This window comes from Lactobacillus sp. HMSC08B12 (genome assembly GCF_001808415.1).
In the GTDB taxonomy this organism is placed as follows: domain Bacteria; phylum Bacillota; class Bacilli; order Lactobacillales; family Lactobacillaceae; genus Lactobacillus; species Lactobacillus delbrueckii.
The window spans coordinates 20,776-28,244 of the sequence record NZ_KV793094.1 but is presented as its reverse complement, the minus strand read 5'-3'; the positions used below and the strand labels follow the sequence as shown (position 1 = coordinate 28,244).

The 7,469-nt window shown below is 51.1% G+C and carries 8 protein-coding genes and 1 riboswitch; of the genes, 4 read left to right on the top strand and 4 right to left on the bottom strand.

What is annotated here, in order from left to right:
- Positions 1-11: 11 nt before the first annotated feature.
- From HMPREF3168_RS10555 to HMPREF3168_RS00635, 4 genes are all read right to left on the bottom strand, one after another.
- On the bottom strand, positions 12-251 hold the full coding sequence (locus tag HMPREF3168_RS10555; RefSeq protein WP_231524763.1) for a hypothetical protein: 240 nt from the start codon (positions 249-251) through the stop codon (positions 12-14).
- Positions 252-277: 26 nt separating this feature from the next.
- Positions 278-643, bottom strand: coding sequence for a hypothetical protein (locus HMPREF3168_RS00645; RefSeq protein ID WP_016395751.1), 366 nt, complete (start codon positions 641-643; stop codon positions 278-280).
- Between the two features lie 242 nt (positions 644-885).
- On the bottom strand, positions 886-2,085 hold the full coding sequence (locus tag HMPREF3168_RS00640; protein WP_070487970.1) for an MFS transporter: 1,200 nt from the start codon (positions 2,083-2,085) through the stop codon (positions 886-888).
- A 140-nt stretch (positions 2,086-2,225) separates the two neighbouring features.
- Positions 2,226-2,939, bottom strand: a complete 714-nt coding sequence (locus HMPREF3168_RS00635) for a Bax inhibitor-1/YccA family protein (RefSeq protein ID WP_003611455.1) — start codon at positions 2,937-2,939, stop codon at positions 2,226-2,228.
- A 288-nt stretch (positions 2,940-3,227) separates the two neighbouring features.
- Here HMPREF3168_RS00635 and murI point away from each other — a divergent pair, with 288 nt between their 5' ends.
- From murI to HMPREF3168_RS00615, 4 genes are all read left to right on the top strand, one after another.
- Entirely contained in the window at positions 3,228-4,013 is a 786-nt protein-coding gene (gene murI / locus HMPREF3168_RS00630; RefSeq protein ID WP_003611440.1) for a glutamate racemase, read from the top strand.
- Positions 4,014-4,090: 77 nt separating this feature from the next.
- Positions 4,091-5,512, top strand: coding sequence for a C69 family dipeptidase (locus HMPREF3168_RS00625; protein WP_003611430.1), 1,422 nt, complete (start codon positions 4,091-4,093; stop codon positions 5,510-5,512).
- 13 nt (positions 5,513-5,525) lie between these two features.
- A complete protein-coding gene (locus tag HMPREF3168_RS00620; RefSeq protein WP_003611434.1) occupies positions 5,526-6,611 on the top strand; it encodes a M42 family metallopeptidase in 1,086 nt (361 codons plus the stop codon).
- 62 nt (positions 6,612-6,673) lie between these two features.
- Positions 6,674-6,770, top strand: a riboswitch (TPP riboswitch).
- A 44-nt stretch (positions 6,771-6,814) separates the two neighbouring features.
- Entirely contained in the window at positions 6,815-7,384 is a 570-nt protein-coding gene (locus HMPREF3168_RS00615; protein ID WP_003611496.1) for an ECF transporter S component, read from the top strand.
- Positions 7,385-7,469: the final 85 nt, after the last annotated feature.

Sequence of the window (7,469 nt, the reverse complement as noted above, 5' to 3'; positions counted from 1 at the left end):
ATTAATACTTTTTAACAGTCACAACCTTTTAAGGCAAAGACGTAGATCATAAGAGAAATGAAGACCGCGAAGGAGACGTAGTAAAAGAAGAGACTTTCGTGGCCGATTGACCGCATGTACAAGGCGATATATTGGGCCGGTATGTGGAAGACAGTTACTACGGGGATGTCTTTGTGATCTTTGTCTTGCCGGATGACTTGTCCATGAAACGAAAAAATAAAATGGTGAAGCTCGAGAATGAGTTTCACCATTTTTTGGTATGTATAATTTTTGGCCACTATTCATGAAAATCGATGGCAAAGCGGGCCAGAAGGACCAGCAAGAGTTGCAAGAGGTTCAGCCAGAGAAAGCCAGAGCCTAAAGCAACAGTGGCGACCATTTCGCCGGCTGTTAAAAGCAGGAGGGCGGCCAGGAAGAAGAAGATTCCCCGGTCGTCCAGCTTGTTTATCCGCAGGCTGAGCCAGGCTTCGCAGATGAGCATGACAATGAAGACCAGGTCGGCGACAATTGAAGGGATGAAAGGGGACCAGCCCATTAGTCTGGCAGAGTTGCAGACGTCAAGCAAGCTGGCCAGGCCGGCCCAAAGAAGAAAGAGGCTGAGCAGAAAGCTGACAGCTTGCAAAATTTTGGTAATAACTTTCAAAAGAACACCTCGATTCTCAAAGAATATTTTCCCTTCAGTATAATGCGAAGAATTTTTTTGAGCAAACGCATAGATTTTGTTAAAATTTGTTATTTTCGCTTAATGACATCATTATTTTTGTGAAAAATAGGTAAAATCGGACCAAACACAGACAAAACAGTGCTTGCTCTTTAGGATAGTCAAGAATAATCTCCAAGCAAAAAGCCCCAAGAATGAATCTTGGAGCTTTTTTGGCGCCTAAGCTAGGCAATGTTTTTCAAAATATTAGTCCGGTAAAGAAGCAGGTTGATCACGACAATCCCGCTGGTTACCAGGAAGACGGCGCTGTAGCCGAAGTGGGCGGAAACCGTTGAACCTAACAGCGGGCCAAAAATATTGCCGACGTACATGGCACTTTGGTTCCAGCTGAAGACCCGGCTGGTCAGTTCCTTTGGACTGTGCTTGGTCAGCATGGTCTGGACCTGCGGGAAGAGGCAGGCGTCAGTAAAACCAACCAGGAAGCGACAGACGCCAAGCTCAACCGTGTTGCGGACGAAAGCCGTCAAGAAGAAGAGGATGATCGACCCAATCAAGCCGCCTAAGATGATCTTGTGGGTCCCGATCCGGTCACCTAAGCCACCAAAGTAAGAAGCCGCGGCCACCGTGGCAATCCCTGGCAAAGCCGCGATCACCCCGCTGACGAGGACAACCTGCCCGGAATTGTGCATCAAGCTTCTGACATACAAGGAAACGATCGGGTTGATGGAGTTGTTGGCCGCTTGAATGATCAAGGTCGTCAGCAGCAGCCCGAGAATCAATTGCCCGCTCTTAAACTGCTTCATCGTGTCCTTAAAGCTGCCCCGCTGCTTGCTCTCAACTGGCACGAAGTCATCTTCATGGATAAAGAAGACAGACAAGATAAAGCAGCTGAAAAGCAGAGCCCCGGTAATAAAGAAGGTTACCCGGTAGCTAAAAGCCTGCGATAAGGCCCCGCCGGCAAAGGGCCCCAGCAATTGCCCCCCGGTCTGGGCAGAAATCATGATCCCCAGCGCCTTGCCCGACTTGTTCTTCGGCGTTTCTGACGCGATAAGGGCGTTAGAGTTAGAGATGAAGCCGGCAAAAACCCCCTGCATCCCTCTAAGGAACAGCAGCTGCCAGACATTCTGGGCCAGGCCCATGCAGGTAAAGACGACCGCCATCCCTAAAGAGGCCCGCAGAATCATCGGCTTGCGCCCCTTCTTGTCAGCCAGCTTGCCCCAAATCGGGGAAACCAGGGCCGCCACCACGTAGACCGCTGAAAAGACGATCCCTGACCAAAAGCTCAGCTGCTGGTGGCTGAACTTGCCCAGGGTGTCAATGTACAAGGACAAAAAAGGGGTAATTTCTGAAAAGGCAATCCCCGCCAAAAAGACGCTGACCGTCGAGACTTGCAGATTTCTTTTCCATACCGGCTGCTTTTGCAATGTGTGACCTTCCTTTTATTTCAGCTTCGCTAATAAATACTTTACATATCTTTCACCTTACTCTTGCAGGAAAAATAGTCAAGGGAAAAAGGCCCTCTAATTAGGAAGAGAGCCTTTTCAAAAAAAGAAAATCTTAAATTTTAGTTGTCGTTGTCAGCGATCCCGAAGATCCGCAAAAATTGCAGGAAGAGGTTGATGAAGTCCAGGTACAGCATCAAAGCCCCGTTAACGGCCAGGCCAAGTTCTGGCAGCTGGTCTCCGTAACTGGCGTAGATGGACTTCATCTTCTGGGCATCCCAGGCAGTCAAGATCGTGAAAATGATGACCCCGATGATGGAGAAGATGAAGCTGGCTGGCGTGCTCTTCAAGAACATGTTGACCAGGCTGGCCACGATCAAGCCCCAGATGGCGGCTGAAGCGTAAGCCCCGATGGTGTCCAGGTTCTTCTTAGTCACGCTGCCGTAAGCCGCCATCCCGATGAAGACGGCTGAAGCGGAGATGAAGGCCCCGCCGATTTGGGCACCCGTGTAGGCAAAAGCCAAAAGGGAGAATTCTAGCCCGTAGACAACCGCGATAGCCATCAACATGAAGAAGGCCGTTGTCGGCTTGCGAGTAGCCTTAAAGCTGATGCCCACGCTCAAAATCAGCGGCAATAGCAGCAGGACCCAGATGAAGACCCGGTTGGTGAGTAGCGGCAGCAGGCTGCCAGAGAAGACCGTCAAGGTCAAGTAGGCAGTCAAGGCTGAGACCAGAACCGCCAGGCCCATGATGGAATACATTTTCGTTAAAAAGCCATTGAGCGCTGAGTCGTCAACGATGTGGCGGCGCTCTTGTTCAGGCGAAACGTTAAACATAATTTCTTTTGCTCTTTCTAAAAAACTAAAAAAACTGTGGACAGAATTTATTCCCAGATTGCCGTTTTATTCCGGTAATCAACGTGATATCCAGGGGTTAGATATAACAATAACATAGCCCCTAAAAAAAGCAAGCCGGACGGTTCTTCCGCTAAAAAAACTAAAGAAAAAATCAAGAAAGTCCGGCTTGCAGGAAAAATATCGGAGTCAATAGATTGAAGAAAGCGGATAAAAGGTTCAAAATTAATAGCTAAAGGTTCAAAATTAATAGCTAGAGGAGGTCAAAATATGTCAAAAGAATATGCTGATCGGCCAATCGGCGTTTTTGATTCCGGCCAGGGGGGCCTCACGGTCCTCAGCCGCCTGGTTGATCTGATGCCAAACGAAGACTATGTCTTCTATGGCGACTCAGCCAATGCTCCTTACGGGGTAAAGAGCAAGGAAGAAGTCTACCAGCTGGCCAAGCGGGTAGTTGATGAACTGATTGACAAACACCAGGTCAAGGCCGTCATGATTGCCTGCAACACGGCAACCAGCGCGGCGGCTGACCGCCTGCGCCGGGAATACTCCCTGCCGATCATCGGGATCGAACCGGCTGTCAAGCCGGCAGCTGAAGAAAATCCCGGCCGGCAGGTTGTTGCCATGGCCACTTCCTTGACCCTGGAGCAGGATAAGTTCAACCAGCTGGTTGCCGAATGTGCTGAGCCTGGTCAGGTGGCCAAAGTGCCAGCCCCGAAACTGGTCGAATTGATCGAAAAAGGGCAAACTGACAGCCCGGCCATTTACCAGTACCTGGAAGAATTGCTGGCCCCATATGCCGGCAAGGCGGCAGGAGTGGTCTTGGGCTGCACCCACTTTCCTTTTGCCAAGCAGGCCATCCAGGAGATCTTAGGCCCCCAGGCCAAGGTCTATGACGGAGCCATCGGGGCCGCTGCTGAAGTCAAGCGGCAACTGGCCAGCCGGGATGAACTGAATGCCAGCAGCCAGCCTGGCCAGATCCTGTTTGAAAACAGTGCCCCAGCCGGCGCCGATTTGAGCAAGCGCCTCTATGCCCTTTACCGGCAAAAGCATTAGCTGGCAAAAGGCGTTTTTTCAGCTAGAATAATAGTAAGAAAGCAAACAATTAGTTTTAGATTATTAGAGGAGGACTTATGCAAAAGCCAGCAGAATGCACGACCATTTTAGTCGGCAAGGACGCCACCATTGATGGCTCCACGATGATTGCCCGCAGTGAAGACGGCGGCAGCACCATTATCCCTGAAGCCTTTATCGCGGTTAACCCGAAAGATCAGCCAAAGCACTACAAGGCAGTGATCAGCGGCCAGGAAATCGATGATGAAGACCTGCTGCCAAACCCGCTGCGCTACACCAGCGCTCCAGACGCTTCCGGCAAGAACGGGATCTGGGCCGCTGCCGGGATCAACGACGCTACGGTAGCCATGACGGCCACGGAAACCATCACCACCAACAGCCGGATCCAAGGGATCGACCCCTTAGTTGAAGAAGGGGGCCTGGGCGAAGAAGACTTTGTCACTTTGACTTTGCCATACATCCATTCGGCCAGAGAAGGGGTCAAGCGCCTGGGCTACCTGGTGGAAAAGTACGGGACCTACGAAATGAACGGGTCAGCCTTTGCCGACCATGACGAAGTCTGGTACATCGAAACCATCGGCGGCCACCACTGGGCTGCCCGCCGGATTCCGGACGATGCCTATGTGGCAGCGCCAAACCGCTTGAACATCGACTTCTTTGAATTTAACGACGAAGAAAACTTCATGTGCTCAAGTGACTTGCTGGACATCATCAACGAATACCACTTGAACCCGGACTACCAAGGCTACAACCTCCGTCACATCTTTGGTTCATCCACCATCAAGGATGCTCACTACAACAACCCGCGGGCCTGGTACATCCACCGCTACTTCGACCCTGAATGGGAAGGCGAGCCAGGGGACCAGGACCAGCCTTTCATCACTTACGCCAAGAAGAAGATCAGCCCGGAAGACATCAAGTTCCTGGAAAGCTCCCACTACCAGGACACCAAGTACGATGTCTACAGCACGACCAACACTGAAGCGGAAAAGAAGCTCTTCCGCCCAATCGGGATCAACCGGAACTTCGAAACCCACATCCTACAAATCAGAAATGACGTTGAAGAAGGTATCGCCGGCGTGCAATGGCTGGCCTTTGGCCCGAACACTTTTAACTGCTTCGTGCCTTTCTACACCAACGTTACGACTACTCCGGCCAGCTTCCAGACCGGTCCGGACTTTGACTTGACCAAGATCTTTTGGCTCAACAAGCTGAACGCCCAGCTCGGCGACACCAACTACAAGGTTTACAGCGCTTTGGAGCAGGCTTTTGAAGAAAAGACCATGGCTAAATTGCGCCAGATCGAAAACGAAACTGACCGGGCTGTTAAGGGCTTGACTGGCCGCGACTTGCAAGAGAAGCTGGAAGAAGCCAACCAGAAGATGGCTGACTTGACTTACAAGCAGACCGTAGCCTTGACCGGGGAAATGGTCAAGGACGGCCACAGCTTGATGAAGCTGAAGTACGACCTGCTGGATTAATTGGAGATTATTGATGAAAAAAGCCGCTGAAATTCAAATGCTGAAGGACTTTTCAAATGCCAACGCCACTTCCGGCTTTGAAAATGAATTCGTTGACCTTTTTACCAAGACGGTCAAGGACTACGCCGACCTTGAAGTCGACGGGATGCTGAACGTCTACGCTTCCAAGAAGCAGAACACTGGCAAGCGGCCGGTGATCCAGCTGGACGCCCACTCAGACGCCGTGGGCTTCTTGACCCAGGCTATCCGGCCAAACGGCTTGATCAAGTTCGTGACCCTGGGCGGCTGGAACAATGTGGTTCTGCCGGCCCTCAAGGTCAAGGTCAGAAACCGGGACGGGGAATACATCCCCGGCGTCGTGGCCTTAAAGCCGCCCCACTTCATGTCGGAAGCTGAAAGAAAGTCTGTCCCGCAGGTCGCTGATTTGTCTATTGACGTCGGCTCCTCCAGCCGGGAAGAAACGATCAATGACTACAAGATCGACACTGGCTGCCCGATTTTCGTTGACGTGGACTGTGAATACAATGAAAAGACTGGCCTCTTCTTCGGCAAGGACTTTGACGACCGCTTCGGCGCCGCTGCTATGGCTGACATCCTGGAAAACTTGAAGGATGAAGAAGTCAACTTTGACCTGGTTGCCGCCTTGTCCAGCCAGGAAGAAGTCGGCCTGCGGGGTGCCTATGTCACGGCCCGCAAGATCAAGCCGGACCTCTGCCTGGTTCTGGAAAGCTGCCCGGCCGATGATACTTTTGAACCGGACTGGCTGTCTCAGACTGGCCTTAAGCGGGGACCAATGTTGCGGGACATGGACGTCACCTTCCTGCCAAACCCCAAGTTCCAGCAATACGCCTGCGACTTGGCTGATAAAAACGGGATTCCTTACACCCGGTCAGTCAGAACTGGTGGCGGGCAAGACGGGGCGGCCATCTACTACGAAAACGGGGCCCCGACCATCGTGATCGGGATTCCGGTCCGCTATGAGCACTCCCCATACTGCTTCAGCAGCTACAAGGACTACAAGGCTGCTGTTGATCTGGCCTTGGCGATTATTAGAGATATCGATGAGGAAAAGCTAGAATCCTTTAAAAGCTTTAATTAAGGGAACTTTTTACCTTGTTAACGCTTTAAGGATCTGCTAGACTAAATTAAGTCAAATTGAATAAAAGCTACTAGGGGAGCGAAAGCTGAGATGACGAAAGTCGACCCTTTGAACCTGACCAAGGTAATTCTTGCGCAAGGGAAGTGTTTCTTAAACATGATTTCAAACTCCTAGCCGGCAATTGTTGGATAGGAGTTTTTTTAATGCTTAGAAGAGAGAGCAAGTGGAATGTGAAGGCTATTATCTTGATGGCCTTGATTGGGATTATTATGGGGGTTATCTACACTTACGTCGTCAACCCCATCTACAATTCAGTTGAATTAGCCTTGAACCTTGTCGGCCTGGGGCCTTTAGCCGGGCAGATCTGCGCCGGTCTTTGGTACATGGCTGCGCCTTTGGCCATGTACTTCGTGCCAACCTTTGGCTCCGGGATTGTCGGGGAAACCCTGGCTGCTACGGTTGAAATGGCCTTCGGTGGCCAGTGGGGGGCAATGACCATCCTGCAAGGGCTGGTGCAGGGGGCCTGCAACGAAATCGGCTTCTTCCCGAAGAAGGAAAACTATGACCGCTTCGGCTGGGGCAGCTTGATTACCGGGGCAGTCTGCTGCGCGGTGGCCGGCTATGTAATGTCTTACTTAACTTACGGCTGGAGTGCCTACAAGCCAGCCCTCTTGATTGAAATGTTCATCGCCTGCATCATTTCTTCCATCGTCTTTGACGCGGTTTTGGTCAAGCTGATCACCAAGCTCTTTGACCGGGTCATGGCCAAGTAGTTTCGTAAAGTTATCATTTTTTTGATAAAAATAATCAAAAAAGCGTGACAAGCCCTCCTTAAAGTTGTATGATGAAAAACATTGT